The 25,381-nt window shown below is 72.1% G+C and carries 23 protein-coding genes; 6 read left to right on the top strand and 17 right to left on the bottom strand.

Going from position 1 to position 25,381, the window contains the following annotated elements:
* The first annotated feature begins 30 nt into the window (after positions 1-30).
* On the top strand, positions 31-321 hold the full coding sequence (locus tag AC4IJH_RS15640; RefSeq protein ID WP_490852289.1) for a DUF6332 family protein: 291 nt from the start codon (positions 31-33) through the stop codon (positions 319-321).
* Here the strand turns inward: AC4IJH_RS15640 and AC4IJH_RS15635 are convergent.
* The 3 genes from AC4IJH_RS15635 to AC4IJH_RS15625 all read right to left on the bottom strand — a co-directional run bounded on the left by AC4IJH_RS15635 (position 282) and on the right by AC4IJH_RS15625 (position 3,212).
* Positions 282-947, bottom strand: coding sequence for a response regulator transcription factor (locus AC4IJH_RS15635; RefSeq protein ID WP_490852288.1), 666 nt, complete (start codon positions 945-947; stop codon positions 282-284). The genes AC4IJH_RS15640 and AC4IJH_RS15635 overlap by 40 nt on opposite strands.
* Positions 944-2,338, bottom strand: coding sequence for a sensor histidine kinase (locus AC4IJH_RS15630; protein WP_490852287.1), 1,395 nt, complete (start codon positions 2,336-2,338; stop codon positions 944-946). The genes AC4IJH_RS15635 and AC4IJH_RS15630 overlap by 4 nt, the downstream gene beginning before the upstream one ends.
* A gap of 157 nt (positions 2,339-2,495) precedes the next feature.
* Positions 2,496-3,212: a TetR/AcrR family transcriptional regulator gene (locus AC4IJH_RS15625; protein WP_490852286.1), complete on the bottom strand. Its 717-nt coding sequence runs from the start codon at positions 3,210-3,212 to the stop codon at positions 2,496-2,498.
* A 333-nt stretch (positions 3,213-3,545) separates the two neighbouring features.
* Here AC4IJH_RS15625 and AC4IJH_RS15620 point away from each other — a divergent pair, with 333 nt between their 5' ends.
* Entirely contained in the window at positions 3,546-3,944 is a 399-nt protein-coding gene (locus tag AC4IJH_RS15620) for a nitroreductase family deazaflavin-dependent oxidoreductase (RefSeq protein WP_490852331.1), read from the top strand.
* Between the two features lie 104 nt (positions 3,945-4,048).
* On the opposite strand, the gene AC4IJH_RS15615 is transcribed toward AC4IJH_RS15620, so the two are convergent.
* Entirely contained in the window at positions 4,049-5,254 is a 1,206-nt protein-coding gene (locus AC4IJH_RS15615) for a geranylgeranyl reductase family protein (RefSeq protein WP_490852285.1), read from the bottom strand.
* Between the two features lie 182 nt (positions 5,255-5,436).
* On the opposite strand from AC4IJH_RS15615, the gene AC4IJH_RS15610 reads away from it, so the two are divergent.
* Positions 5,437-6,822: a dipeptidase gene (locus tag AC4IJH_RS15610; RefSeq protein ID WP_490852284.1), complete on the top strand. Its 1,386-nt coding sequence runs from the start codon at positions 5,437-5,439 to the stop codon at positions 6,820-6,822.
* A 61-nt stretch (positions 6,823-6,883) separates the two neighbouring features.
* Here the strand turns inward: AC4IJH_RS15610 and AC4IJH_RS15605 are convergent, their stop codons facing one another.
* The 6 genes from AC4IJH_RS15605 to AC4IJH_RS15580 form a co-directional block, all read right to left on the bottom strand.
* A complete protein-coding gene (locus AC4IJH_RS15605) occupies positions 6,884-7,918 on the bottom strand; it encodes an NUDIX hydrolase (protein ID WP_490852283.1) in 1,035 nt (344 codons plus the stop codon).
* Between the two features lie 72 nt (positions 7,919-7,990).
* Positions 7,991-8,284, bottom strand: a complete 294-nt coding sequence (locus AC4IJH_RS15600) for a hypothetical protein (protein ID WP_490852282.1) — start codon at positions 8,282-8,284, stop codon at positions 7,991-7,993.
* Positions 8,285-8,343: 59 nt separating this feature from the next.
* Positions 8,344-8,862, bottom strand: coding sequence for a hypothetical protein (locus AC4IJH_RS15595; RefSeq protein ID WP_490852281.1), 519 nt, complete (start codon positions 8,860-8,862; stop codon positions 8,344-8,346).
* Positions 8,863-9,153: 291 nt separating this feature from the next.
* On the bottom strand, positions 9,154-10,074 hold the full coding sequence (locus AC4IJH_RS15590; protein ID WP_490852280.1) for a carbohydrate ABC transporter permease: 921 nt from the start codon (positions 10,072-10,074) through the stop codon (positions 9,154-9,156).
* The gene (locus AC4IJH_RS15585; RefSeq protein WP_490852279.1) at positions 10,071-11,012 is read right to left on the bottom strand and encodes a carbohydrate ABC transporter permease; all 942 of its coding nucleotides are present in this window, start codon (positions 11,010-11,012) and stop codon (positions 10,071-10,073) included. Before AC4IJH_RS15585 ends, AC4IJH_RS15590 begins: the two co-directional genes overlap by 4 nt.
* A 29-nt stretch (positions 11,013-11,041) precedes the next feature.
* Positions 11,042-12,307, bottom strand: coding sequence for an ABC transporter substrate-binding protein (locus AC4IJH_RS15580; protein WP_490852330.1), 1,266 nt, complete (start codon positions 12,305-12,307; stop codon positions 11,042-11,044).
* A 269-nt stretch (positions 12,308-12,576) separates the two neighbouring features.
* Between AC4IJH_RS15580 and AC4IJH_RS15575 the strand changes: the two genes are divergently transcribed.
* The gene (locus AC4IJH_RS15575; protein ID WP_490852278.1) at positions 12,577-14,622 is read left to right on the top strand and encodes an NPCBM/NEW2 domain-containing protein; all 2,046 of its coding nucleotides are present in this window, start codon (positions 12,577-12,579) and stop codon (positions 14,620-14,622) included.
* 39 nt (positions 14,623-14,661) lie between these two features.
* Here AC4IJH_RS15575 and AC4IJH_RS15570 read toward each other — a convergent pair whose 3' ends face one another.
* Both AC4IJH_RS15570 and AC4IJH_RS15565 read right to left on the bottom strand, forming a co-directional pair.
* Positions 14,662-17,031 (bottom strand): serine/threonine-protein kinase, encoded by a 2,370-nt coding sequence (locus AC4IJH_RS15570; RefSeq protein WP_490852277.1) that lies wholly within the window; start codon positions 17,029-17,031, stop codon positions 14,662-14,664.
* A 125-nt stretch (positions 17,032-17,156) separates the two neighbouring features.
* A complete protein-coding gene (locus AC4IJH_RS15565; RefSeq protein ID WP_490852276.1) occupies positions 17,157-18,122 on the bottom strand; it encodes an ROK family protein in 966 nt (321 codons plus the stop codon).
* A 200-nt stretch (positions 18,123-18,322) separates the two neighbouring features.
* On the opposite strand from AC4IJH_RS15565, the gene AC4IJH_RS15560 reads away from it, so the two are divergent.
* Both AC4IJH_RS15560 and AC4IJH_RS15555 read left to right on the top strand, forming a co-directional pair.
* Positions 18,323-19,363 (top strand): LacI family DNA-binding transcriptional regulator, encoded by a 1,041-nt coding sequence (locus tag AC4IJH_RS15560; protein WP_490852275.1) that lies wholly within the window; start codon positions 18,323-18,325, stop codon positions 19,361-19,363.
* A 688-nt stretch (positions 19,364-20,051) separates the two neighbouring features.
* The gene (locus AC4IJH_RS15555) at positions 20,052-20,951 is read left to right on the top strand and encodes a LysR family transcriptional regulator (protein WP_490852274.1); all 900 of its coding nucleotides are present in this window, start codon (positions 20,052-20,054) and stop codon (positions 20,949-20,951) included.
* Here AC4IJH_RS15555 and AC4IJH_RS15550 read toward each other — a convergent pair.
* The 5 genes from AC4IJH_RS15550 to AC4IJH_RS15530 form a co-directional block, all read right to left on the bottom strand.
* Entirely contained in the window at positions 20,851-21,633 is a 783-nt protein-coding gene (locus AC4IJH_RS15550; protein WP_490852273.1) for a type 1 glutamine amidotransferase domain-containing protein, read from the bottom strand. The two genes, AC4IJH_RS15555 and AC4IJH_RS15550, sit on opposite strands and share 101 nt — an antisense overlap.
* 237 nt (positions 21,634-21,870) lie before the next feature.
* Positions 21,871-22,572, bottom strand: a complete 702-nt coding sequence (locus tag AC4IJH_RS15545; protein WP_490852272.1) for a type 1 glutamine amidotransferase domain-containing protein — start codon at positions 22,570-22,572, stop codon at positions 21,871-21,873.
* Positions 22,569-23,924 carry an MFS transporter gene (locus AC4IJH_RS15540; protein WP_490852271.1) on the bottom strand — a complete coding sequence of 452 codons (1,356 nt, stop codon included), beginning with the start codon at positions 23,922-23,924 and terminating at the stop codon, positions 22,569-22,571. The genes AC4IJH_RS15545 and AC4IJH_RS15540 overlap by 4 nt, the downstream gene beginning before the upstream one ends.
* Before the next feature lie 89 nt (positions 23,925-24,013).
* Entirely contained in the window at positions 24,014-24,745 is a 732-nt protein-coding gene (locus AC4IJH_RS15535) for an HAD family hydrolase (protein ID WP_490852270.1), read from the bottom strand.
* Entirely contained in the window at positions 24,742-25,365 is a 624-nt protein-coding gene (locus tag AC4IJH_RS15530; protein ID WP_490852269.1) for a type 1 glutamine amidotransferase domain-containing protein, read from the bottom strand. The genes AC4IJH_RS15535 and AC4IJH_RS15530 overlap by 4 nt, the downstream gene beginning before the upstream one ends.
* Positions 25,366-25,381: the final 16 nt, after the last annotated feature.

Raw genomic sequence — 25,381 nt, 5'->3', positions numbered from 1 at the left:
CCTCGGGCCGGAGACTGACAGACTGTCACCATGTCTCCTACGCGTTCCCAGGCCGAACGTGACGCCCTGACCGTCGAGATGGGATTCGCGCTGCTGACGGGCGCGCTCGTGGCGGCCGCCGTCTTCGCCGCGGGGACGAGCCCGGTCTGGCTCGGCGACCCGGGGCCCGCCTGGACCCGCGGCCTCGTGGCGGGCAGCGCCTTCGCGGCGGGCTGCGCTTTCCTGTGGCGGGTGGTGACGGTGTTACGGCGCTTCGCACGCCGTGCCCGTGCGTTCCGCGCTCAGCCCAGCCAGCCGGGGCGCACCAGGCCCGACTCGTAGGCCAGGACGACCAGTTGGGCCCGGTCGCGGGCGCCCAGTTTGACCATGGTGCGGCTGACGTGGGTCTTGGCGGTCAGCGGGCTGACGACCAGCCGGCGGGCGATCTCCTCGTTGGACAGGCCGATGCCGACCAGGGCCATCACCTCCCGCTCCCGCTCGGTCAGTTCGGCCAGCGTGTCGGCGGCCGCCGGCTCCTTGGAGCGGGCCGCGAACTCCGCGATCAGGCGGCGGGTGACGCCGGGCGAGAGCAGGGCGTCACCGTCGACCACGGCGCGTACGGCCCGTAGCAGTTCGTCCGGTTCGGTGTCCTTGACCAGGAAGCCGGAGGCGCCCGCGCGGAGGGCCTCGAAGACGTACTCGTCCAGTTCGAACGTGGTCAGCATGACGACCTTGACGTCCGCCAGCCGCGGGTCCTCGGTGATACGGCGGGTGGCGGCCAGTCCGTCCAGCAGCGGCATCCGGATGTCCATGAGCACGACATCCGGCCCCACTTCGCGGACCGCGGCCAGCGCCTCCTGCCCGTCGGCGGCCTCACCGACCACCTCGATATCGGGCTGCGCGGCCAGCAGCGCCCGAAAGCCGGCCCGCACCAACAGCTGGTCATCGGCGAGCAGTACGCGAATCACGGCTTCTCCTCATCGGCGCCCGCCTGCCCGGCGGCCCTTGGTTTCACGGGGTGTTGTGTCGATGCGGCGGCGCTGGGCCGGTTCGGCCCGCCCGGCCCGTCCAAGGAGCCCAGCCTGTCCGAAGCGTCCGTACCCGCATCCTCGCGTACGGTGTCCCGCCCCGGCGGCGGCTCGAGCGGAATGCGGGCCAGCACCCGGAAGCCGCCGTCCGGGCGCGGGCCGGACTCGACGGTGCCGCCGAGGGCCGCGGCGCGTTCGCGCATGCCGACCAGGCCGTTGCCGCCGCCTGCCGTGCCAGGGGAGCCGGAGGCCGGGCCGTCGTCGTCGACGCGGATTTCCAGGGCGTCGGGGGCGTAGGTCAGGCGGACCCTGGCGGTGCGCGAGCCGGAGTGGCGGACGATGTTGGTGAGGGATTCCTGGATGATGCGGAAGGCCGCGAGGTCGGTGCCGGGCGGGAGTTGGGCCCGGGTGCCGTGCACGGCCACCGTGACGGTCAGTCCCGCGCTCCGTGCCTGTTCGGCCAGTTCGGCCAGCCGGTCCAGCCCGGGTGCCGGGGAGCGCGGGGCGGCGCCGGGGCTGCGCAGCGTGTCGAGCACCTGGCGCACCTCCCCCAGCGCCTCCTTGCTGGCCGCCTTGATGGTCGTCAGGGCGGTACGGGCCTGCTCGGGGTCGCTGTCCAGGAGCGCGAGGCCGACGCCGGCCTGGACGTTGATGACGGAGATGCTGTGCGCGAGTACATCGTGCAACTCCCGGGCGATGCGCAGCCGTTCTTCGTCGGCGCGGCGCCGCTCGGCCGCCGCGCGCTCGGCCCGCGCCCGCGCGGCCTGCTCCCGGCGGACCCGTACCAGCTCGGATACGGCGACGATGGCCACCATCCAGGCGCTGATGAACAGCTCCTGCCCCCAGTCGGCGGCCCCGTCCGTGTCCGGCGGCAGCCACCGGTAGAGCCAGTGGCCCAGCAGCGCGTGCGCCACCCAGATGGTGCCGAGCGCGACCCCGGCGAAGCGGCGGTACCCGGCGACGATCGCCGAGAAGCAGGCGAGGCTGAAGGGCAGGAAGACCGGCCCGTACGCGTAACCGGCGCCCAGGTAGAGGAGGAAGGCGGCGGCCGAGACGGTCACGGCGGTGCGCGGATTGCGGTGGCGTACCAGCAGCACCGCCGATCCCACGAACAGCAGCGCCCGCCCGAAGCCGTCCAGCGGTATGCGCTCGGGCTGTCCCCGGGAGGCCAGGAACTGCCCGATCTGGACGAGGACGGTCATGGCCAGGGTGGAGAACCAGGGCAGCCGGGTGCCGGCGCCGCCTTCGGACTGCTCGGTACGGGGCGACAGCCAGCGCTCCCACGCCGGGGCCAACAAGCGCCGCGCCCGGGACGGCCGTCCGGTGTTCATGCCGATAACGCTAGTGCGCGGCGCGGCGGACGGCGTCCGCCCGGCGCAGTGACCGGCCGTACTCCTGTGGGAGTAGGGGTGCGTCGGTTCGTACGGCCCAGGGCCCCAGGGGTTGCGGCGGTCAGCCCGGGTCCGCGGCGCCCGGAACGGCGGCCTCCTACGCGGCAGGCAGCCCCACGCTGCGGGCGAGCTGGGCGGTGGCCTGGTCGAAGAACTCCTCGCGCGCCTCGATCACTCGGTTGAACTGGCCGAAGACCTCGAAGCTCACCAGGCCGAACATCTGGGCCCAGGCGCCGACGAGCCGGACCGCGACCGGAGCGGGCAGCCGCACGCCCTGTTCCTCGGTGAGGGCCTGTGCGTCGGCGAGGACGGCGGCGGGCAGTGGCCCGGTGGGTTCGGGTTCGGGTTCGGGTTCGGCGAGTTGCTGGGCGGCGTGTGCATCCGTGACGACGGCGAAGAGGGCGAGGCCGACGCGGGCCGCGGGCCCTGCGGTGGCGCGCGGGGCGTGGTAGCCGGGCACCGGGGAGCCGTAGATCAGCGCGTATTCGTGGGGGTGAGCCAGGGCCCAGTCGCGCACGGCGCGGCAGACGGCCCGCCAGCGCGTGGCCGGGTGGTCGGCCGCGGTCTCGGCCAGGGCCTGTTCGGCGGCCTCGCCGACGGCGTCGTACGCATCGATGATCAAGGCGGTCAGCAGGTCGTCGCGGCTGGGGAAGTAGCGGTAGAGCGCGGAGGAGACCATGCCCAGCTCGCGGGCGACGGCGCGCAGGGACAGCTTCGCGGCACCGTTGGCGGCGAGCTGGCTGCGGGCCTCGTCCTTGATGGCGGCGGTGATTTCGCTGCGGGCCCGTTCCCTGGCCCCCTTGATCGCGGTCATGTCAGCCAGTGTGCCAGCCCGTGGAGCGGTGACCGGTGTCGAGAGCGGCGATCGAGATGAGAGAGCAGTGCTCTGAAGATGAGAGCACTGCTCTTGCTTTGGCGGAGCAGGGTGCTGCACACTGCTCTCAAGCGAGAGCAGTGCTCTCGGAAGGAATACCGGAAGGGATCTTCTGCCGTGTCATCCGTATCCACGCAGCCCGCACCCTCAGCGCCGACCGCGCCCTCAGCACAGCCCGCGCCCTCAGCACCGACAACCCCGTCCGCCGCGACCGCGCCGCAGGAGTCCCGCTACCTCAGGCCCGGCCGGGCCGCAGCCCGTCTCAACGGCCTCATCGGCTGGCTCGCCCGCCGCGGCATCAGCCTGGCCGGCACCGCCGACCTGGCCGTACGGGGCCGCAAGAGCGGTGAGTGGCGCCGCGTCCCGGTCAATCCGATGACGTTCGCGGGCGAGCGCTATCTGGTCTCGGCGCGCGGTGAGTCGGAGTGGGTGCGCAATCTGCGGGCAGCGGGCGGGGGCGAGCTGCGGGTGGGCCGCCGCAGGCGGGCGTTCACGGCCGTCGAGCTGCCGCCCGCCGAGACGACGGCCGTTGTGCGCGCCTATCTGGAGCGCTGGGGCTGGGAGGTCAAGGGCTTCTTCGGCGAGGTCTCGGCCGCCTCCAGCGACGCCGAGCTGCTGGCCGCGGCCCCCGCCCACCCCGTCTTCCGCCTCACCGACGCCCCCAGGAGGTGACATCCAAGGAGGTGACTCCCAGGAGGTGACATCCAAGGAGGTGACATCCAAGGAGGTGACTCCCGGGAGGCGGGACCGAGCCCCGCCCCCGTTGACCGGTCGCGTCAGCCCCGGTCCAGCGCCGACAGCGCCCGCCGGGCCACCGGATGGGTCCGTACGATCTCCGCCAGCGTCGTCGAGCCGCGGGTGATGCGCGCGAAGGCGTGCCAGGCCGGGCGGAAGCCCGTGACCGCGGCGTGCATCAGGGCCGGGCGTTTGGAGAAGACCGCGAGCATCCGCCGGCCCACGCCCATCTCCACCCCCAGCCCTGCCTTGATCGCGAAGGCGTAGTTCATGGCCTGGCGGCGGGCGTCGACCCCGTCGTGCGCCTCGGAGACGCGGACCGCCCACTCCCCCGCGAGCTTGCCCGAGCGCAGCGCGAAGGAGATGCCCTCGCGGGTCCACGGCTCCAGCAGACCGGCCGCGTCCCCGCACACCAGCACCCGGCCGCGGGAGAGCGGCGAGTCGTCCGAGCGGCAGCGGGTCAGGTGCCCGGAGGAGACGGACGGCTCGAAGCCCGCCAGGCCCAGGCGTCCGATGAAGTCCTCCAGATAGCGCTTGGTCGCCGCGCCCTCGCCGCGGGCCGAGATCACGCCGACGGTGAGGGTGTCGCCCTTGGGGAAGACCCAGCCGTAACTGCCGGGAATGGGGCCCCAGTCGATCAGCGCGCGGCCCGCCCAGTCCTCCGCGACCGTCGGCGGCACCGGAATCTCCGCTTCCAGACCCAGGTCGACCTGGTCGAGCTTCACCCCGACGTGTGCCCCTATGCGGCTGGCACTGCCGTCCGCGCCGACCACCGACCGCGCCAGCACGACCTCGCCGTCGCTGAGCACGACCGCGACGGTGCGCCGGTCGGGGACGGCGGAGCCGTGCTGTTCGACGCGCGAGACGGTGGCGCCGGTGCGCAGTTCGGCGCCCGCGTCCTGGGCCAGCTTGACCAGGCCCGCGTCGAACTCGGGGCGGTTGATCAGGCCGAAGAGCATGTGCTTGGAGCGGCGGGTGCGGGTCAGCTTGCCGTTCAGCGAGAACGTCACGGCGTGGATGCGGTCGCGCAGCGGCAGTTCGAAGCCGGGCGGCAGGGAGTCCCGCGAGGGGCCGATGATGCCGCCGCCGCAGGTTTTGTAGCGGGGCAGTTCGGACTTCTCCAGGAGCAGCACCCGGCGGCCCGTACTGGCCGCGGCGTGCGCGGCCGAGGCGCCTGCGGGCCCCGCGCCGACCACCACGACGTCCCACACCTGCTGGTTGTCCTGGGCTGCGCTCTCGCTGCTCACCTGTGCCTGTGCTCCCGTTCCCGTGTCGCTGCCTCGCGTACCGCCCGCATCCTACGGCCCGCTCCAGACGGTGCGGCCTGTGGGAAGATCGGGTACGCCATCGCCCGTACGTACGACTCCCGCGGCGGCCACAGCGCCGAGGTTCCGTACGGACACAACGCCGCGCCCACAAGGAGCGTTCCATGTCGCAGTCCGGTTCCCGCCCGCCCGCCCAGGAAGCGCTCGCCGCTACCGTCGCCTCGCTGCAGGCCAGGGCCATCACCGAGCTGGCCGAGCTGGTGGCCTTCAAGTCGGTCGCGGACTTCGAGCAGTTCCCCAGGAGCGAGAGCGAGGCCGCGGCGAGCTGGATCGTGGACGCGCTGCGCACCGAGGGCTTCCAGGACGTCGCGGTGCTGGACACCCCCGACGGCACCCAGTCCGTCTACGGCTTCCTGCCCGGCCCGCAGGACGCGCCGACCGTGCTGCTGTACGCCCACTACGACGTGCAGCCGCCGCTGGACGAGGCGGCCTGGGTCACCCCGCCCTTCGAGCTGACCGAGCGCGACGGGCGCTGGTACGGCCGCGGCGCCGCCGACTGCAAGGGCGGCCTGGTCATGCACCTCACGGCACTGCGCGCGCTCAAGGAGCACGGCGGCGTCCCGGTCAACGTCAAGGTGATCGTGGAGGGTTCGGAGGAGCAGGGCACCGGCGGCCTGGAGCGCTACGCCGAGGCGCACCCCGAGCTGCTGGCCGCCGACGCCATCGTGGTGGGCGACGCGGGCAACTTCCGCGAGGGCCTGCCCACCGCGACCGCGACGCTGCGCGGCATGACGCTGGTACGGGTCCAGGTCGACACCCTGGAGGGCAATCTGCACTCCGGCCAGTTCGGCGGCGCCGCCCCCGACGCGCTCGCCGCGCTGATCCGCATCCTGGACTCGCTGCGCGCCGAGGACGGCTCCACGACGGTGGACGGGCTGACCGCCGACGGCAGCTGGCAGGGTCTGCAGTACCCGGTAGAGGACTTCCGCAAGGACGCCAAGGTCCTGGACGGCGTCGAGCTGACCGGCTCCGGTACGGTCGCCGACCGCATCTGGGCGCGCCCGGCCGTGACCGTCCTGGGCATCGACTGCCCGCCGGTGCTCGGCGCCACCCCCTCCGTACAGGCGGGTGCGCGGGCGCTGATCAGCCTGCGGGTGCCGCCGGGCCAGGACGCCGCGGAGGCGACCAAGCTGCTGACCGCCCACCTGGAGAACGCCGCTCCCTGGGGTGCGCGGATCAAGGTGGAGCAGGTCGGGCAGGGCCAGGCGTTCCGCGCGGACACCGACAGCCCGGCGTACGCGTCGCTGGCGTCGGCGATGCGCGACGCGTACGAGGGCGTGGAGATGCAGACGTCCGGTATGGGCGGTTCCATCCCGCTGTGCAACACCTTGGCCGCGCTCTACCCGCAGGCGGAGATCCTGTTGATCGGCCTGAGCGAGCCGGAGGCGCAGATCCACGCCGTCAACGAGAGCGTCTCGCCGCAGGAGTTGGAGCGGCTCTCGCTCGCCGAGGCGCTGTTCCTGCAGAACTACGCGGCGAGCCGGGCCTGACGCGGGGGCCGGGACCGGGAGCCGTCACCGGCAGCCCGTGACCCCGGCCCGCAGCCACGCCTCACCCCACAGGGACGCCCGCCTCAAGATTGAGCGGGCGTCCCTGTTCGCGGGCGCGCAGCGCCCAGCGCAGCCGGTTCCAGCGCACCGGGGGCAGCATCCCCTCCGCCTCGTCCTCGGTCACGAAGCGCCAGCCGCGCAGTTCGGCGCCCGGCAGCAGCAGGTCGCGTATCTGCTCGCGGGGCAGCCGCCCGCCGTCGAAGAGCAGCCGCAGCCCGCCGTATCCGGGCGGCTGGGGCGCCTCCCAGTCCAGTACGAGCAGCCGCGGCGCGCAGCGCAGCCGGATGCCCAGTTCCTCGGCGACCTCGCGCAGTCCGGCGCGGGCCGGCGGCTCTCCGCGCTCGACCACACCGCCGGGGAACTCCCAGCCCGGCTTGTAGGTCGGGTCGACCAGCAGCACCCGGTCCTCCTCGTCGAAGAGCAGCACCCCGGCGGCGAGGGTCTCCGCGGTCGGCTCGGGGGTCTGCACGATGTCGCAGACCCCGGCCCCGTCGCGGACGGCCTCGGCGATGCGCTGCGCGGTCTGCCGGGGGCTCAGCCCGGTGGTGTCGACGAAGTGCGCGTCCTGCTCGATCCACTCCAGCGCGCCGTGCAGCGGCGACGCGGGGCCAGGGTTCCGGCCGCGTAAGGGGTGGTCGGACACCGGGTCGCCGGGCCTGCCGTCCGGCCCGGATATTCGCTCGCGGAGGATCGTTTCCTCCGCGTGCAGCAGAACATGGCGTACGGAAATGCGGCGCGCGGCCAGGCCGCCGAAGATCTCGTCGCGGTACTCCTGCCGCAGCAGCGTCATGGGTGTGACCAGCGGACCCGGCACCTCCGTCAGCAGAGCGGCGGCCGTGTCCACCACGAGCCGCCGCCAGGACGGCAGGTCCTGGTAGTCGTCGATCTCCTTCAGGCGCTTGGCGGGCAGCAGCAGCCGCAGTCCGTTGCCGAGCACTTCGGGGTCGTAGAGTGTGCTCCCCGGCAGCAGGTCCACCAGTTCCTGGGCCGCTGCGGTCTTGCCCGCGCCGAACGCGCCGTTCAGCCAGACGATCACGTTTCCCCCTTGTCCCTAGACCCCTGTGAGTTGCCCGCAACACCCTGCCACGGAAACTCACGGGCGCGCGGGCTAACCGCGCGGTGCCGGGGACGTGGCGCGTTCCACCTTCGGCGCGATACCGGAGGGTTTGAAGATCCCCTTGTACGCGGTGATCGCGCCGACGGCCGCGATGAGGATGCTGGTGACGATGTCCTTGCCCGCGAAGTCCCCCGCGAAGTAGGCGGTCCCCAGCCCCACCAGGACCGAGACCACCACCTGTACGGCGGTGCGCAGCGCGCCGCTCCACTCCGGGCGGTTGACCACCGAGATCAGCAGGGGCGAGATGAATCCCACGATCAGCGCCCACATCTGAGCGTTCGTCACGGTGCCTCCCTTGGAGCGGAGTTGGTGTAGGGGGAGCGTCGCGGCACCCCGTACGCCCGTCAATGGACCGGTGGCCGCAGCAGTTCCAGATCCGCACCCCAGGAGTCGAGAACCTGCTCGTGTGCGGGCCGGGCGGCCCGCTCGATGTCGGCGAACAGCTCCCACTGCAGGTACTTGTTGTACGGGCGCAGCCTCCCGTGCAGTGCGAAGAGCGCGGTCAACAGGAACGGGACGCTCTCGGCGGCATCGAGACGGGCCGCGGTGCGCCGCCCGTCGCGGTGGCTCTTCAGCGAGCGGTAGGCGTAGTTGATGTAGGCGTCCAGCGCCGCGTCGGCCGCGGTACGCGCCTCATCCGGGCCCAACTCCGCTTTCTGCCGTACGAGTTCGACGATTCCACCGCCGCCGAGGACGACGTACAGATCGTGGTCGGAGCGCTCGGTCGCCATGCCGTCCTTGGCCTGTGAACCGCTCAGGACCAGACCCACAACGGCGGGGTCCGCGCGGGCCCTGCGCACGAACTGCGCGCACTCTTCGGACACTTGGTGCACTGCGGGCGCGGGCGGCTCAGTGGACTGCATAGGGCGCAGGCTACGCCGCGGGATGCCTGCGACTCCGCCGATTTTCCCCGCTTCCGGCAGACCCGGGCACGGTACCGGCCGGCTCGAACTCCGCCCCGTCCCCCGTCGTGTACGGGGCGGAGAGCTGCCGGTCCGGCCTCGGGCCGCCGAAAGCGGGGAGGCCCGGCGGCTCGCTGGACCACCTCGCAGTCAACCGCAGCACGCCGCACAGCGGGAGCGTGTGCGCACGTCATATGCGTACGTATCGTTCACACGGGGTGTGAACACACACCACCGAACCGCGCTTCTCAGTCACCCTTTACTCGCACCCAGTGTCAGCCCCGCGATGAAGTGCCGTTGCAGCAGGAGGAAGACCAGGACGGTGGGCAGGGCGATGAGAACGGAGCCGGCGGCGAGGAGGTTGTAGTCGGTGAAGAATTGGCCGCGCAGATTGTTCAGGGCGGAGGTGACGGGGAGTTTGTCGCCGTCGGAGATGAAGACCAGGCCCCACAGGAAGTCGTTGTACATCCAGGTGAATTGGAGGGTGCCCAGGGCGGCCAGGGCGGGGCGGCACAGGGGCAGGGTGACGCGCCAGTACTGGGTCCATACGCCCGCGCCGTCGACGATGGCGGCTTCCAGGATCTCCTGCGGCAGGGTGCGCATGAAATTCGACAGGACGAAGACGCAGAAGCCGAGCTGGAAGGCGATCTGGACGGCGATGACGGCCCAGTAGGAGTCGTACATCGTCAGTGAGTCCGACATCCAGTGAGGCAGCGGGATCTTGTTGAACAGGACGTAGAGCGGGGTGACGATGACCTGTTGGGGCAGGAGGTTTCCCGCGGTGAACACCATCAGCAGGATCATTCCGCCGCGCAGCCGCAGCCGGGCGACGGCGAAGGCCACGAAGGAGGCGAGGAAGAGCGTGAGGAGCACTCCGGGAACGGCTATCAGCAGCGAGTTCAGGAAGTACTTGCTCATGCCGGAGTCGACGAACGCCTGCCGGTAGTAGTCGAAGGAGAGGCGGCGCGGGAGGGAGAAATAGCCGTGCTGGGCGGTCTCTTCGTACGGCCGCAGGGAGGCGTAGACGGCCAGCAGGAGAGGGGCGAGAAAGGCCAGCGAGACCGCGAGCAGGAACAGATGCACGCCGAACCGGCCGCGGCGGCGGGAACCCGGCGCGGGTGCGGAACCGGACCGGCCCGCGGGACGGGCGGACCGCGCGACGGGTACGGTCACGGCTTCTGCGCTCCCCTCAGTTCCTGGACGAGATAGGTGACGATGAATCCGAGGGAGACCAGCAGCAGCACCACCGCGATGGCGGAGCCGAATCCGATGCGGCTGGCCTCTCCGATGATGTTGTCGGTCACCAGAACGGACAGCAGTTCCAGGCCGTTTCTGCCCTTGTTGATGGCATAGACGATGTCGAAGGCGCGCAGCGATTCGATGACGGTGATGACACCGACGATGACATTCACCGGACGCAGGGTGGGCAGCACGACGCGGAAGAACGTCTGGCGGGTATTGGCGCCGTCGATGGCGGCCGCTTCCTTCAGGCTCGGGTCGACGGATTTCAGCCCGGCGAGATAGAGGATCATGACGTATCCGGTGTGCCGCCAGCAGGCGGCCAGCAGCACCATCCAGATGTTCAGGTCCGGATCGCCCAGCCAGTCCACGGGGTCGGTGCGGTCGGCGATGATGGCGTTCAGCGCGCCCTGGTCGCGGGAGAGGATCAACTGCGCGATAAACCCGACGATGGCCAGCGAGAGCACCACCGGCATGTAGAGCGTGGACTGGTAGAAGCGGCTGAAGCGCACCCCCCGGTCGATCAGGACGGCCAGCAGCAGGCCGAAGGGGGTGGCGACCAGGCCGAGGAAGGCCAGCCAGAGCAGGTTGTTGCGGACCGCCGGCCAGAATTGCGGGTAGGTGGTGAAGAGGTTCTCGTAGTTCTCGCCGCCGGTCCAGCGGATGTCGCCGATGCCGTCCCAGGTGGTGAAGGACAGGCCGATCGAGGCCAGCGTCGGCCCCCAGATCAGCACCAGGTCCAGCAGCACCGGCAGGCCCAGCAGCACGCCGAGTACGGCCAGGTCGCGGCCTCTGTAGCGGCGCGGCCCACGGCGCGGCCGCGCTCGGTGCGTACGTGCCCGCGACCCCGGTCGCGGCCCTGCGTTCGGCATGGCGCTCGGCCCCCGTGATTCGCTGTGACTCACTGCGCGGCGAATATCTGCTTCTTCTGCCGCTCGATGCCGTTCACCAGCCCGTCGATGTCCTCCGGTTTGTTGATGAACTGCTGGATCGCCTGGATCATCACGGTCGAGGCGAAGTCCGGCCGGGTGTCGCGGTCCATGAACTGCGAGATCTGCTGCGCACCGGAGAGCAGCGCCGCGTATTTCTTCTGCAGCGGCGTGTAGGAGCCGATGTCCGCACGGCTGTTGGTGGCGATGCTGGTCGGGTCGGTCTTCAGGTACTGGGCCTCCGCCTCGGGAGTGGCCAGGAACGCCAGCAGCGCTTTGGCCGCCTTCTTGTCCTTGGCCTTGCGGGACATCAGGAATCCGTCGATCGGCGCCTCGACGGCGTCCTGCCCGTACTGTGGATCGATCTCGGGGAACGGGAAGAAGTCCAGATCGGCGCTGTCGGCGGGGCCGAACTGCTGGCCCGGGTGCTGCGATCCCAGGACGGTCATCCCGGCCTTCTTCTGCCGCAGCGTCTGGGCGGCCTCCTGCCAGGTACGGCCGTTGGCGCCCTTCTGGTGATACGGCATCAGCTCCCGCCACAGCTCGAAGACGCGCTTGACCTTGGGGCTGGTCCAGGACTCCTGTCCGCGCATCAGGGCGATATGGAAGTCATAGCCGTTCGCCCGCATGTTGAGGTAGTCGAAGGTGCCCATCGCGGGCCAGCCCTCTTTGTTGCCGATGGCTATGGCGGCGAGGCCGTCCTTGTCCATCTGCCGGGCCAGCGCGCGGAATTCGTCGAAGGTCTTCGGTACGCGGTAGCCGCGCTGCTGGAACACGCTCTTCCGGTAGAAGACCGCCCACGGGTAGTAATAGAACGGCACGAAGTACTGCTTGCCGTCCTCGCCCGTCGACTGCTTCTTCAGCGCCGGTGAGAACCCCTTGAAGTCCTGCCACAGGTCACTGATGTCGGTGAGCAGTCCCTTCTTGGCGAAGTACTGCATGCGGTAGCCGGCGAACCAGGTGAAGACGTCGTCGGGGCGCCCCTGGAGATAGCGGTTGATGTTCTCCTGGAAGTTCTCGTGGTTGACGGTGTTGACCTTGACGGTCTTGCCCGACTTCTTCTCGTACGCCGTGAACGCCGCACCGTAGGCCTTCTTCGGCACCGGGTCGGAGGCGTTGGACCCCAGGGTGACGGACTCGCCGTCCCCCGTACCGCTGCCGCAGGCGGCCAGTACGGACGGCAGGGCGACGGCTCCCGCGCCGAGGGCCGTGCCGCGCAGCAGCGTGCGGCGGGACATCCGATGGGCCGGCCCCTGCGGCGGCGTGCCCGCACCGTCGAATCTCGAGTGGACCATGTCCCCCTCCTCAGCGGTGGAACCAAACAGAACCGAACGCGAGTGCTGGGATCTCACCCCCAACAGCAGGTCAAGTCAAGGGTTTTGGCGGGGGAACGGCCAACCGTTACCGCATCTCTTCCAACAGACTTCAACAAGCCCTACCGTAAACACTCGCCAGTGACCGGTACATGACTCCACAGCACCTCTCGCGACGACGCAGGAGAAGGTTCATGCACCAGCACACGCCCCGCACCGGACGCCACGGCCGCCGAAGAATCCTCGCAGCGCTGCTGCCCGCGCTGCTGTGCGCCGCCGGGCTCACCGCCACGGCAGGGACGGCCACCGCCGCCCCCGCGGCACCTGGTACGGCCACCGCGCCCCGGCTTCCCGACGGCCTCGCCAAGACACCCCCGATGGGCTTCAACAACTGGAACTCCACCCACTGCCGGGCCGAGTTCAACGAGGCCATGGTCAAGGGCATCGCCGATATCTTCGTCACCAAGGGCCTCAAAACCGCGGGCTATCAGTACGTCAACCTCGACGACTGCTGGGCACTGCCCGCCCGGGACGCCGGCGGCAAGCTCGTACCGGACCCCAAGCGCTTCCCCAACGGCATCAAGGCCGTCGCCGACTACGTCCACGCCAAGGGACTGAAATTCGGCATCTACACCAGCGCGGGCACCAAGACCTGCAACCCGGCGGGATTCCCCGGCGCACTGGGCCATGAGAAGTCCGACGCCCAGCAGTTCGCCGACTGGGGAGTCGACTACCTCAAGTACGACAACTGCAACAACCAGGGCGTGGACGCCAAGAAGCGCTATACCGCCATGCGCGACGCGCTCAAGGCGACGGGGCGGCCCATCGTCTACAGCATCTGCGAGTGGGGCGAGAACAAGCCCTGGGAGTGGGCCGCGGACACGGGACATCTGTGGCGCACCACCGGTGACATCAGCGACAACTGGGCCAGCATGCTCGGCATCCTCAAGAAGAACCTGCCGCTGGCGCCGTACGCGGGACCCGGACGCTGGAACGACCCCGACATGCTGGAGGTCGGCAACGGCGGCATGACCGACACCGAGTACCGCACCCACTTCACCCTCTGGTCGATGATGTCCGCACCGCTGCTCATCGGCTCCGACCTGCGCAAGGCCTCGCCCGCCACCTTCGAGATCCTCGGCAACCGCGAGGTCGTCGCGCTGGACCAGGACCCGCTGGGCAAGCAGGGGACCGTACTGAAGTCCGAGGCGGGCCGCTGGACCGTCGTCAAGCAACTGGCGGGCGGGGAGCGGGCGGTGGCCCTGTTCAACGAGAGCGACCGGCCGCAGCGCATCACCACCACCGCCAGGGAAGCGGGCCTGCCGCAGGCACCCGGATACCGGCTGCGCGACCTGTGGCGGCACCAGGACACGCACACCGCGGGCACCATCTCGGCGACCGTCCCCGCGCACGGCACGGTGGTCTACCGCGTCGCCGCGGACAAGGACTGGGCGCAGTACCCGCCCGCCGTCGAGGCCGGCACCGACACCACCGCCCTCGTCGAGGCCGGCCATGCCGCCGAACTCACCTCCACCGTCGGCAACTTGGGCCGCAGTGCGGTACGCGACGTGCGCGTCGGCCTCAAGAGCGCACCCGGCTGGCAGGCCACCGCACAGTCCCCAAACCGGGCCGCCGCGCTGCCCGGCGGCGAACGCCTCGTGACCCGGTGGCGGATCACCGCCCCGCCCGGCGCGCCCTCCGGCACGTACGACCTGACGCTGACCGCCTCCTACCGCACCCCCGGCGGCGAGCGGGTCAGCGCCGAACTCCCGGGCAAGGCCCATGTCGTGGTGCCGCCGCCCGCGGGGAATCCGTACGCCAGCGATCTGACCTGGCTCGACGCGGCCAACGGCTGGGGCCCGGTGGAGAAGGACACCAGCGTCGGCGAGAGCGCGGGCGGCGACGGCAGGCCGATACGCGTCGGCGGCGCCGCGTACGCCAAGGGGCTCGGGGTGCACGCGCCGAGCGAGGTGATGTACTACACCGGCGGCCGGTGCACGGCCTTCCAGGCGCTGGTCGGCGTGGACGACGAGGTGGGCGCGCGGGGTTCGGTCGGCTTCGAGGTCTGGGCGGACGGTGCGCGCGTCGCCCGCAGCGAGACCGTGACCGGGGCGGGCGCGGCCACGCCCCTGTCCGCCCAGCTGTCCGGCGCGCGCACCGTACGGCTCGTGGTGACCGACGCCGGGGACGGCATCGACCACGACCACGCGGACTGGGCGAACGCCACCTTCCGCTGCTGACACGGGAGTTGAGGCCCGCGGCCCGGCCCCGCCCGTCCCTCAGCAGGTGGGCAGGCCGGGCACGGGCTGGTCGTTCGCGCCGCCCTTGAGGTAGACGACGCTGACATAGACCCCGGTGTTGCCGCTGTCGTCGTCCGTCTTGGCCCACCACACGTTGGTCCACTCGCCGTGGGTCTCGCGGCGGCCCAGATTCGCCTGGCAGTAGAAGTAGTTCGTGCCCGCGTTGAGCGTGCCGACCTGCTGGCCCGCCGCCGTGTACGAGGCGGCGGTACGCCACACCTGGCAGTTGTGCTTACCGCCGCCGATCGGCGAACAGGACGGCGGCGGGGCGGGGTTCTGGCTGCCCGTGCCGCCATTGCCGGAGCCCGCCGACGTACCACCGTTGTCCCCGCCGCCCGCGCCACCGGGCTTGGGGTCCTTGCCGGCGCCACCGGAGGCCGGTCCGGACGACTTCGACGGCGAGGGCGAAGCGCTGCCCTTCCCCTTGCCGTCGCCCTTGTCCTCTCGCCCGGCCTTCTCCTCCTTGCCCTTCCCCTCGGCGCCACCCCCGGCCTCCGCCTCGCCCTTCCCCTCGCCCTTCCCCTTCTCCTTGTCCTTCTTCGCGCCATCCTTGCCCGCCGCGTCCGGGGAACGGTCCTGTCCACCCGTCCCAGCAGGCTGCCCGGCCGGCTGCGCCTGCTCCCGCACGCCGTCCGCACCGCCCCCACCGGAGCCCCCGCCGACCAGCCCGTACGTCACACCACCGGCCGCCGTCAGCACGAGCGCCACGGCCCCCGCCGCCAGCGCCGCCCTACGACGCTTCCGCCCGGACGCCCCCGCGGCGCCCCCACGCCCGGGCTCCAGCACGGCCACCGTCTCCTGGCCACTCAGCCCGGCACCGTCCCGCCCGTTGCCACCGGGACCGGGCCCGCCTACGGATTGCGGGCCGGTGCCGTACGGCGCGGCGGCGGCCTGCTGGCCCGCGCCGACCTGGGCGGCGTCGGCCTGCGAACCCGCCCCGAACTGCCTCGCGTGGGTCTGCGACTCCGCGCCCAACTGACCACTGACGGGCTGCGAGCCGGTTCCGTACGACGCGCCGTTGAACTGCTGGCCCACGCCGAACTGGCCGCCACCGGACTGCTGACCGGCCCCGTACTGCCCGGCCTCGGGCTGCGAGCCCGCGCCGACCTGTCCGGCCTCGGGCTGCGGGCTCGTTGCGTACGATCCGCCACCGGGCTGCGGGCCGGTTCCGTACACCCCGCCGCCGGGCTGCGGCCCCGCACCGGCCTGCCCGCCGACGGCCCCCGCACCCGTGCCGTACTGCGGCGATCCGGTCCCGGCCGATGGGCCGCCACCCGCCGACGGGCCGAAGTCCGTTGCGGGAGGCGCCGGTTGAGGCACGGGCGAAGGCGGCTGCGCGGAGGAGGGGGCGGGCGGGGCCGTGCGGAGGAGGTCCGGGGCCGTTGGGGAGCCGTGGGCCGCGCCGCTGGACATGGGGTCGCGGCCCTCGGCGACCGCCTCCAGCATGGCCCGTGCCTGGGCTGCGGTCGGGCGGGCGGTCGGGTCCTTGGCCATCAAGGCGTGCAGTACGGGGGTGAGGGGGCCGGCCCGTCTGGGTGCGGGCAGGGGCTCGGAGACGATCGCGGTCAGGGTCGACCAGACCGACGTACGGCGGAAGGGCGCGCCGCTGCCCTCCACCGCCGCGTACAGGGTCATGCCCAGCGACCAGATGTCCGAGGCGGGCCCGGGGGCCTGGCCCTGGGCGCGCTCGGGCGGCAAGTAGTCCAGCGATCCGACGAGTTCGCCGCTGCGAGTGATGTTGGTGGCCGCGCCGTCGTCCGGCGCCTCGATGCTGGCGATGCCGAAGTCGGTCAGCACCACCCGCCCGCGCCGCTCCAGCAGCACATTGCCGGGCTTGACGTCCCGGTGCAGCACACCCACCTGATGGGCCGCGTCCAGCGCGTCCATGACCCGGGCGCCGACGCGGGCGATCTCGCGCGGGTCCATCGCGCCGCGCTCGGCGATCACGTCGTCCAGGGAGGAGCCGTCGATCAGCTCCATGACGATGACGGGCCGCCCGCCCTCGTCGACCACGTCGTGGACGGTGACCACTCCGGGGTGCTTGATACGGGCCGCGGCGCGCGCCTCGCGCTGCATGCGGGTGCGCAGATCGGCCAGTTCGGGGGCGGAGGCGTCGGTGTAGGCGCGCAGCACCTTCACCGCGACCTCGCGGCCCAGGACCTCGTCGACGGCCCGGCAGACCACACCCATCCCGCCCCGGCCGACCTGTCCGGTCACGCGGTAGCGGCCACCGAGCAGCCGCCCGGTCAGGTCCGTGCCGCCGTCGCCGCCCGCGCCCCGCGGCCCGCCCGCCGCGCCGGGCCCGTCCGCACCGGGCGCGCCGTACTGGCCCCGCTCCCCCGATTCCACCGTCGACCGTTCTCCTTCATACCTGGCCGGGCCCTGCCTGCCCGGACCGCGCCGCCCGGCCCTGTGCGCCCGGCGCCGCTCGCCCGTCCTGTGGTCGCAGACAGCCTAAAGGGAGGGCAGGGGCCTCAGGCGGTGTCAGAGGGGGCGGTGAAGGCATCGAGACGGGACTGTTGTGCGGCGGCGGCCGCGGCGCCCACCACTCCGGCATCCGTACCCATTTGTGCTGGTACGACCTTGACGTCCTGGACGAAGGAGAGCGTCGCGTAGTCGTGCAGGGCGCGGCGCAGCGGCGCGAAGAGGATGTCGCCCGCGCCGGCCACTCCCCCGCCTATCACCGCCATCTCGATCTCGACGAGGGTGGCGGTGGCGGCGATTCCGGCGGCCAGTGCCTGTGCGGCGCGCTCAAAGGACCGTATGGCTATGGAGTCCCCGGTGCGGGCCGCGGCGGCGACGGCGGCCGCGCTGGCGTCGCCGTCGGGGCCGGGGCGCCAGCCGTCCGCGAGCGCGCGGCGGGCGATGTTGGGGCCGCTGGCGATGCGTTCGACGCAGCCGCGGGCGCCGCACGGGCAGGGGTCACCGTCGAGTTCCACGCTGATGTGTCCGATGTGGCCCGCGTTGCCGGTGGGGCCGGGGTGCAGCCTGCCGTTGAGGACCAGGCCGCCGCCTACGCCGGTGGAGACCACCATGCACAGGGCGTTGGCGAGCCCGCGGGCCGCGCCCTGCCAGTGTTCGGCGGCCGTCATCGCCACCCCGTCGCCGACCAGGACGACGGGGCGCGCGCCGACCAGGTCGCGGACCTGTGCGACGAGCGGGAAGCCGCGCCAGCCGGGGATGTTGACGGGGCTGACCGTGCCGGACTTGGCGTCCACCGGGCCCGCGCTGCCGATGCCGACGGCCGCCACCCGCGCCCACTCGGGTGCCGCCGCCAGCTCCGCGACGACCTCGGCCACCGCCGCCATCACGACCGTGCCGTCCTCGCGGGCGGGGGTGGGGCGGGTGGCCCGTACGAGCAGCCGCCCACGCCCGTCCACCAGGGCACCGGCGATCTTCGTGCCGCCGATGTCCAGCGCTGCGCTCAGTTCTGTCTGCATCGGTGTCGAATCTCCTGGTGGGCGGCGGGAGCCGGGGGCTCGGTCCGACGTGGGAACGCCAGTCTTCCGACATTTGACAACGTTGTCTAGAGGCTATGCTCGACGCCACACGCCACAGCGACGAGGACGCAGCACACCGACGCACCGACGCACCGACGCACCGACGCACCGACGCACCGACGAGGAACAGGACCGCGCACGTGACCGACACCGCCCGGGGCACCGCCCGTCGCTACGGCACCCGCCCCACGATGAAGGACGTCGCGGCCCGCGCCGGAGTCGGCCTCAAGACGGTCTCCCGTGTGGTGAACGGCGAGCCCGGCGTCACCCCGGACACCGAACGCCGCGTCCAGGAGGCCATCACCGCCCTCGGCTTCCGCCGCAACGACTCCGCCCGCATCCTGCGCAAGGGCCGCACCGCCAGCATCGGCCTGGTCCTCGAAGACCTCGCCGACCCCTTCTACGGGCCGCTCAACCGCGCCGTGGAGGAGGTCGCCCGGGACCACGGCGCGCTGCTGATCAACGGTTCCAGCGCCGAGGACCCGGCCCGCGAACAGGAGTTGGTGCTCGCCCTGTGCGCCCGCCGGGTGGACGGCCTGGTGATCATCCCCGCCGCCGACGACCACCGCTATCTCGAACCGGAGATCGCGGCCGGCATCGCCACCGTCTTCGTGGACCGCCCCGCCGGGCGCATCGACGCCGATGTCGTCCTCTCCGACAGTTACGGCGGCGCGCGCGACGCGGTCGCCCATCTCATCGCGCACGGCCACCGCCGCATCGGCTTCATCGGCGACCAGCCGCGCATCCACACCGCCGTGGAGCGGCTGCGCGGCTACCGCGCCGCGATGTCCGCCGCGGGCCTGCCGGTCGACGACGCCTGGGTGTCACTGGGCTCCACCGCGCCCGAGCGGGTACGTTCCGCCGCCACCGCCATGCTCGACGGGCCGAACCCGGTCACCGCCCTGTTCGCGGGCAACAACCGCGTCACGGTCACGGCCGTACGCGTCCTCTCCGCCCGCCCCGGCGCCGTCGCCCTGGTCGGCTTCGACGACTTCGAACTCGCCGACCTGGTCTCCCCCGCCATCACCGTCGTCGCCCAGGACGCCGCCCGCCTCGGCCGCACCGCCGCCGCCATCCTCTTCCGCCGCCTCGAGGGCACCGAAGAACCCCCGCGCCGCGTCGAACTCCCCACCCGCCTCATCCCCCGCGGCTCCGGCGAAATCCCCCCGCCACCCGCCTGATCCCCGACCGGCCGCCCAGACCCAGTCCCGGCCCGCCTCCATCCCGGCCCAAGAACGGGAACCCCTCACTCCGCCCAGGGCAGCACCCGCCCCTCCTCGCTCCCCGCCACGTACACCGCCCTTCCGCACTCGAAACAGGCCGCAGGGCAGATCGTCGACGGTCTGAAGGAGCAGGGGTACGTACGGCGGCAGCCGCACCCGGCGGGTGGGCGGCGGAAGCTGGTGGTGCCGACCGAGGCAGCGGAACAGCATCTTCCGGTTGCCGGGCGCGCGCTGCACGGACTGAAGGCGGAGTCGGCGGCCCGGTCCGGCGGGCCGGATCTGTCCGCGTTGCGGAGCGGGCTCGCCGCCTCGTCGGGGTGCTGGTGGACGGCGGACTGCCGCCGCTGCGGCGGGTGCGGTGAACGGACCGTTCGCCGCCGGATTCCGTCGGTGATCAAGGCGCCGACGGCCGTACGGGATTGTTCGGCCTGGCGGGAGGGGCCTGCCAAACAATCGGGCGGGCGTCGAGAGTGGAAGGTATGCGACCTGTGGAGGTACGCGCGGCCGAGGCGCCGCGAGGCCAGGGGTCCGCGGAAGGGGGCGCTCCGGAATGCCGGACTCCGATCCGGTTCCGGCCCGCGGCCCGTACGCGGCCCGCAGCACGCACCCGGCTCGCGGCCCGATGTCCCATCGCCTGGGGAGAGGTATGGATCTATCGCTGCTTCGCACGTGTCTGGCGGTCTACCGGGCCGGCTCGCTGACCAGAGCGGCGCGGCGGCTGGGCATTTCGCAGCCCGCGGTGACCGGTCACATCCGGGCGCTGGAGGGGCTGTTGGAGCAGCCGCTGTTCCTGCGCGTACCGCAGGGCGCCGTGCCCACGCAGGCCGCGCACGAGCTGGTACGGGACACCGCGGACGCGCTGGACCGCCTGGAGGCGGCCATGGACAAGCGGCTGCGGCCGCAGGAGCTGGCCGACCGTACGGTGCACCTGGCCGGGCCCGGTGAGATCATCACCGGCCGGGTGCTGCCCGCGCTGGCCGACCTGATCTCCGACGGGCTGCGGCTGCGGATCACCCTGGGCCTGACGGACGATCTGCTCTCCGCCCTGGCCGACGGCGCGTACGACGTCGTGATCGCCACGACCCGGCCGCGGCTGGAGGGCGTGGTGGCCACCGCCCTGATGGACGAGGAGTTCGCGCTGGTGGGCGGGCGGGCCTGGGCGCAGCGCATCTCGGCCGAGGACATCGACCGGCAGGGACCCAAGGCACTGGAGGGCGCACCGGTGATCGCGTACGCCGACGGGCTGCCCATCGTGCGCCGCTACTGGACGACCGTCTTCGAGGAGCACCCCGCCTTCGCCGCGCAGGTCACCGTCCCGGACCTGCGGGCCGTGCTGGCCACGGTGAAGGCGGGCGCGGGCATCTCCGTACTGCCGACCTATCTGTGCGCCGAGGAGATCGAGCGCGGCGACATCGTGGTTCTGCACCACCCCGAGGTGCCCCCGCTCAACACGCTGTACCTCGCGGTGCGGGCGGGGCAGCGCACCCGGTGCGGGCTGGCGGCCGTACGGTCCCACCTTCTGGTGAAAGCCCGGCTCTGGCACTGAGACCCACCAGGAGCGAGGCCAACTCCGGCGCGGACGCCGGATTCTGACCGGTGATCAGATGGCCGTCGGTCACGACGTGCGGAGTGAAGGCGGCTCGGGCGCTGTAGCGGGCGCCGCGCCGCTTCAGCTCGTCGGCCAGCCCGCAGGAGGGCCCGGCGTCGGACTCGGGGTCCGTCGTCCCCGGCGCGAGGAAGCGCTCTTCCTGCGGCGAGGGGCCGGTCATCCGCCGTCCGTGGACCAGGGGATCGCCCTGCGGCCCGGTCACGGCGAGCAGCCCCGCCACCCCGTGCCCGCAGGCCGCCACCACCCCGCCGCCGCGCATCACTTCCCCGGTGAACGCGGCCAGTTCGGCGTCCTCGGGCAGATCGCGCAGCGCCCCGCAGCCGCCCGCGTACACCACCACGGAGAACTCCTGCGGCCGGTAGGCCCCGGCCCGGCGGGTGTCGGCGAGCCTTCGGCGCACCCGCTCGTCCTGGAGGAACCGGCGCTGGAGCGGATCGGTGGCGTCCACCCCGCCGGGCTCGGGCTCGGCGGCGTGGGTACTGATGAAGCGGACGTCCCAGCCCGCGCCGTCCAGCGCCGCCCACGGATAGGCGGCTTCCGGAAGCCAGTAGCCCGACCTGCTGCCGTCGGGACACCGGTCGACGGCCGTGAGGATCACCGCGGCATATATTCGAGGCACAGTGAAAAACCTCCCGTATGCCAGTATCTTCCGCACGCGCCCCCGACTCGCGCGGTCTCCACGGCGTCATTGCGGTGGAGCCGTCAATTACCGTAGCTGCCGGACCATGAGCCGGAAAGGCCCTCTGCGGTGTACGGGTGGGAAATATCCGGCGTCTCGGTCACCCAATATTTCTGATGACCCGTCCCGTTCGGGGTTATCCCCCTCCAGGGTTATCCCGTCCCCCTTCGAGGTTATTCAGCCGCGGCCGAGAAGTGCCACGAGGCGTTCGCCGAGCCCGGTGGCCGAGGCCGGATTCTGGCCCGTCACCAGCCGCCCGCTGACCACCACATGCCCCACCTTGTCGGGTGCGCAGCTGTATACGGCACCGCGCTCCTCCAGCGCGCTCTGGAGCAGGAAGGGGACGACCTGGGCGAGGCCGCGGGTTTCCTCGTGGGCGTCGGCGAATGCCGTCAGCTGCTTTCCCTCCACCAGGAAGCTGCCGTCCGAGAGCGTGACGTCCACCAGCGCCGCCGGTCCGTGGCAAATGGCCGCGACCACGCCGCCGGATTCATGAATGCGACGGGTGAGCGATGCCAGCGCGGTGTTTTCGCGGAAGTCCCACATGGCGCCGTGGCCGCCGACGAAGAAAATGCCCGTATAGCGGTCGGCGTCGATCTCTTCCGGGGTGAGGGTACGGTCCAGCTTCGCCTTGACCTCGGGGTCGGCGAGAAAGGCGTGCTGCTCCGCGTCGTCGGGATCGTGGCCGATCATCGGCGGCCGGCCGCCCCGGGGCGAGGCGAAGTCCACCTCGTGGCCCGCGGCGCGCACGATCCGCCAGGGCCGGACCGTCTCACCGAGATGGAATCCGGTGGGCCGCCCGTCCTCGCCCAGCACGTCGTGGCTGGTGAGCACAAACAGGACGCGGGAAGGGGTAGGGAGTGCGGAATCGGCCGTCATGGTTCCTCAGCCTCCGATGCCGGGTGATGGCGGCCCGCCGCGCTGCGGGCCACCGCTTCATGGGTCACGGTGGTGCGGGGCGCTGTTGTACAAGCCACCGCTGCACGGCCCGCCGTCGCATGGGCCGGGTACGAGGTCGAGCCTACGCCGCGCAGGCCCGGCCGCGGCCGGGCGTATCGCGCCACCACGACGGCGGCGAGGGCCAGCAGCGCCGCCAGGGCCGCGAGCATCGGCCGGTAGCCGGCGTAGGGGGCGGCGAGCTGCCCCAGCGACGCGCCGATGAACAGCACACAGGTGTGCAGCGCGACGGCCGCGCCGCGCGCCTGCGGGGCGAGCTCGTTCAACAGCCCCACCAGGCCGGGCACCACGAGGCTGATCCCGGCCACGAAGACGACGGTCGCACCGATCAACGCGGGTGCTCCGACGGGTAGTTGGAGCAGGAGGAGCCCACAGGACGCGACGGCGAACCCGGCCACGACCGACGGCCGCGGTCCGCGCGCCGCGGCCGACCGGCCGACCAGCGGACCGGCCGCCAGCCCCAGCGCGCCGATCGCCTGGACGAGCAGCAGCCCGTCCGTGTCGAACCCGAAGTCCTGGCGCAGACGGGCATTCAGCACCGCGTACATGGCCACGAAGCTGCCGAACACCGTGACGGCACAGCCGAAGACGGCCTTCGGCCCGGGGGTACGGGCCAGCCGGCCCATCGCCGCGTACACCTCGCGCCACGGCCCCGGGCGGGCGGCGCGGGCGGCGGACGGCAGCCGCCACAGGGCGGCCGCGGCCAGTGCGTACAGGATCGCGGCGGGCCAGAACGCGGTGCGCCAGGGGGCGTGTCCGGCCACCAGCTGCCCGAAGGCCTGGCCCGCCAGCCCCGCGCCCAGGAGTCCGGTGGTCAGCACGGAGAGCGCGAACGGGCGGCGGGCCGCGGGCGCGCGGTCGGCGACATGGGCGAGCGCGGCCGGTGCGAAGGTGGCCGCCGCCAGCCCCTGCAGGGCGCGCAGCGCGAGGAAGGAGCCGAAGTCCTCGCTCAGCGCGATCAGCGCGGTGGTCACGGCCGTCGCCAGTGCCCCGAGGGCCAGTACGGGCCGCCGTCCGACCCGGTCGGAGAGCGGCCCGAAGAGCAGGAAGCCGGCGGCGTACGCGAAGGAGAAGGCGCCGCCGGTCCATGACGCGGCGCCCGTACCGACGCCGAAGGCCGCCCCCACCGGCTCCGCCATCGCCACGGCGAGGTAGAGCTGGGCGGGGACGGCGAAGGCCATCGCGACGAGGAGGGCGAGCTGTGCGCCAAAGGGCAGGGCGAGCCGTGGAGTTGGAGTGAAGGAGGGGTGGTCCGCTGTCCGCACGGTGGGCATGGGCGGTACTCCAAAGGACGTGATGGGTGCGAGGACAGAAAGATGAGGACAGGAAAAGACGGTGGGGGAAGGACTCCCCCACCGCCGGGTCAGGCCGCGTACCGGGCGAGGTCGGCGAGCTTGAGCGCGACCACGCCCGACTCCGTTGCTTCCTTGAGGTGTTCGGGCGTGTGGTAGCCCCACAGCGCCCACCGGGCGCGGGCCCCGATGGCCGCGACCCGCCGCACATTGGCCAGGTTGTCGTCGATGAAGGTCACCTCCCCCAGCGCGGTGTCCGCACGGCGGGCCACCTGCGCCACGGCCTCCGCCTTGCGGGCGCACTCCCCGACGACCTCGGTGACGGTGTCCGCCAGCCCGTGCCGCTCCAGCAGGGCCCACACGGAGTCCTCGTCCTTGGCGGTGACGATGGCCGTCGCCCCGGCGTTGCGCCGCAGCACCTGCGCGATGCGCGGGTAGAGGGTGTGCAGCCCGAGCCAGAACTCCGGATCGGTGCGGCGCAGCCACTGCCGTGCCTGGCCCGCGGCGGCGGTGAAGCGGGCCACGTACTCCTCGGGGAGGGAGGCGAAGTAGCCGTCGAACTCCTCCTGGGAGGCGAAGGCGTCCGCCGAGCGGTGGTGGGCGACGACGAAGTGGTCCAGGGTGCGCGAGAAGTTGCGTACGGTACGGAACCGCTCGATGAACTTCCATGGCACGCCCGCCAGTTGCTCGCGTCCGCTGCTTGCGCGGCCTTGGGGGTGCACCCCCAGCCAGGCGACCAGGGCGCACTCCGCCAGTCCGTCGCAGATGACCCCGTCGAAGTCGAGCGTCAGGAGCCGGTTCATGCCGCGGCGGCCCGGTCGGAGCCGTCCGGCCCTGCGGGCGGCTGTGCTCCCGGCTTCACGGGCGCGTCGAGTCGGTCCGCGGCTTCGGGGCGGTCCGGGGTCCCGAGCCGGTCCGCGGTGTCGAACACGGCCCGCATGAAGGCGCCCATGTAGCCGTAGTAGGAGCAGGTGATGATGTTGCCGTCCACGATGACATCACTGTCCACCACCTCAGCACCCGCGTTGGTCACGTCGTCGCGCAGTCCGATGTACGCGCAGGCCTTGCGCCCCTGGAGGACACCCGCGCTCACCATGATCCAGGGACCGTGGCACAGGCCCGCGACGACCTTGCCCGCCCGGTCCATGCCGGCCACGAAGTCCAGGACCCGGCGGTCCTGGCGGACGCGGTCGGGGGCCTCGTGGCCGCCGGTGAGGATGACCGCGTCGTACTGGTCGACGGCCAGGTCCTCGAAGGCGATCAGCGGCCGGGCCGTCTTGTCCATCGGCAGCGGAATGCCGTACTTGCCCTGGACGCCCTCGCCGTTCTTCGTGGCCACATCCACCTGCCAGTCCTGTTCGAGCAGGCGGTAGTACGTGAAGACGACGTCGTGGTCCTGAAATCCGGGACCTGTGATGATCACGGCGCTGCGGGAGGCC

The organism is Streptomyces sp. UF-297 (assembly GCF_058245575.1).
The sequence above is the reverse complement of the archived record's forward strand: the minus strand, read 5'-3'. Positions and strand labels throughout refer to the sequence as shown.